Genomic DNA, 2,507 nt, shown 5'->3' with positions numbered 1-2,507 from the left:
GCTGGCGCAGCGGGCTGATCGGGGCGGCAAGAGTGACCTCGTTCATCGTAAGCTCCTCGAGTTAAGGAGCCGCGATGGTCTGCCCACGCCAGAGATCGCTCAACCGAAGTACAATCGTTGCGACTTTACTTCCCTCTCGACACGCGCACCCTCCCGCAAAGCGGGTTCGTTCTCAGGCCACTTGCGGTCGAGTGGCTCAGTCATCAGCGGACCCGAAGCAGCCGTCCCTAGCACTACAGTTGCACATCATCGCATGGTCTGAATCTATGGGTATCCATGATTCGGAGATCATGGGTGATGGTGGCTGGCATCGAAGAGACGCTGGAGCTTTGGGCGTCGTCGTTACGGGACGTGAAGGCACGGATGGCTCCGCTTTTTACGCAGGAGCGCGTCGCTACCTCGGCAGGGCTTTTCATCGACGGGCTTCTGAGTTCCGAGCAGCGTAAGACGGGATGGCTTCGTGCTGAAGCAGCCGGGGATCCCGGGCCGTGGCGGCAGCAAGCGATTCTTGGGCGCGGCCGGTGGGATGCCGATGCCTTGCGCGACATTGTTCGACAGTACGCGCTCGAGACGCTGGCCGACGATCAGGCGGTGCTCATCATCGACGAGACGGGTTTTTTGAAGCAGGGCAGGCCTCTTGTGGGGTCGGGCGGCAGTATACGGGATCGGCGGGCAAGGTCACCAACTGCCAGATCGGCGTCTTCGCTGCTTACGCGTCGCGCCATGGACATGCCTTTATCGACCGCGCCCTTTATCTGCCGAAGGCCTGGACGGATGATCCGGAGCGGTTGCAAGCTGCACATGTACTCGAGGGAACGAAGTTTGCGACCAAACCGCGCCTGGCGGTTGGGATGATCGAGCGCGCCCTTGCTACCGATGTCCCGTTTGCCTGGGTTGCCGCTGATACCGTCTACGGTGTCGGCGACATCGAGATGATCCTACGCGGCGCCAACAAAGGCTATGTCCTGGGTGTCAAAAGTGATCATGGCTTTCACTCCTGGGGTAAACCCGAGCGCGTATCTGGCACCGCAACGTCGATCGCGAAAGGCTTGCCTGCAAAAGCGTGGAAACGACTGTCTGCCGGTGAGGGTACCAAGGGGGCGCGGCTCTACGACTGGAGCTATCTTGAACTCGCGGATCTTGAAGCCGGCGGCGCAGCCGCCCTTGACGCCGTCTGGACGCGAGGTCTGTTGATCCGCCGCACGATCGGCGATGGCGAGATGGCGTTCTTCTCGACCTGGTGCCCTGCGGGAACACCCGCGCAAACCTTGGTGAATGTCGAAGGCCGCCGTTGGGCGATCGAGGACAGCTTCGAGACCGCAAAGAATGAACTCGGCCTTGACCACAATGAATCCCGATCCTGGCATGGATGGCACCGTCACGTGTCGCTCGTCATGCTCGCCTTCGCGATGACAGCGCGGATCCGCCACGAAGCCAATAAGACGCCCCCAAAAAGCCAACGGATCCCGAAGGCGATCCTCGAACGCTGATCCCGTGGTCCGTTCAGGAAATCCGACGCATTGCGATCCGCTTCGCGCAAAGACACTTCGAACCCGCCCGCGTCATCGCATGGTCACTCTGGAGACGTGCTCATCAAGCGACCGCCCGCCGGGACCATATCCGAATAAAAATGCAACTGTAGTGCTAGGCTCTGTTGACAAAGATTGGCATCCAAATGCGAGCAGCTGCAAGACAGGGGAAGCCGCAAAAGGATGGGCAGGGTTTGTCGTAACGCGTAGCGATGCGGCGGAACTGCTTCAGCTTGTTGAACATCCGCTCGATGCGGTTGCGATCCTTGTATCGTCTGAAGTCGCAAGCGGCCGGTTCTTCCGGTTAGCTTTGGGCGGAATGATCGGCAAAATGCCATTCATGAGAAGTGCCGCGCGGACGTCATCCCCGTCGTAGCCTTTGTCGGCGAGCATGGCCTTGGGACGACCGACCGGTAGGGCCAGCAACTGCGGAACGGCTGTGTAATCCGAAGCTTCGCCGCCTGTTACGACAAAGCCGAGAGGGCGTCCTTGATCGTCAGCGCGGGCGTGCAATTTGCTCGTAAAGCCGCCGCGGTTTCGACCAAAGCCCTCCTTTTGCGCCCGCTGCCTGCGAGTGGCCTTGCACCGTCGTCGAGTCGATCATGTGTTGCGAATGATCGGTCAGTCCCAGCCCCACCAGCGCATCCCAGACGCCTTGTTCGGCCCAGCGCCGAAACCGCACATAGATGGAGTTCTACCCATTCTGCCGCCGTTCTGCGGCCTCGTCCCCGCGCTCGATCCGTGGCCCTATAGACATCGGTATCCCAGTCGCGTTGAAGGCTAATCGCACCGAGATTAGCACTTCAACCAACGACCGCTATTGGACGTCGCTCAGCGCCAAGGAACAACCAGGTTGGGCGCAGTGCCGACCGTCGGCGTTACGACGTGTCCTGGCCGGAAGCTGAACGGCTCCTCCCGGACGCAATTAGGACGAAGCGGACGTGGCGGCGGCCTCGCGAAGCATGGTTCAGTGCACGC

General features: G+C 60.7%; 3 pseudogenes. 1 reads left to right on the top strand and 2 read right to left on the bottom strand.

Annotated elements, in window-relative coordinates:
* Positions 1-276 precede the first annotated feature (276 nt).
* Positions 277-1,490: pseudogene (locus GSQ79_RS24170) on the top strand (IS701 family transposase).
* 154 nt (positions 1,491-1,644) lie between these two features.
* On the opposite strand, the pseudogene GSQ79_RS29875 reads toward GSQ79_RS24170, so the two are convergent.
* Together GSQ79_RS29875 and GSQ79_RS29870 are read right to left on the bottom strand one after the other, a co-directional pair.
* Positions 1,645-1,815: pseudogene (locus GSQ79_RS29875) on the bottom strand (transposase); the annotation flags it as partial.
* Positions 1,758-2,045, bottom strand: a pseudogene (locus GSQ79_RS29870) (transposase); the annotation flags it as partial. The pseudogenes GSQ79_RS29870 and GSQ79_RS29875, both read right to left, overlap by 58 nt.
* Positions 2,046-2,507 lie beyond the last annotated feature (462 nt).

It is taken from the genome of Beijerinckia sp. L45 (assembly GCF_009765775.1).
Lineage (GTDB): Bacteria > Pseudomonadota > Alphaproteobacteria > Rhizobiales > Beijerinckiaceae > RH-AL1.
This window is presented reverse-complemented; position numbering and strand designations above follow the sequence as displayed.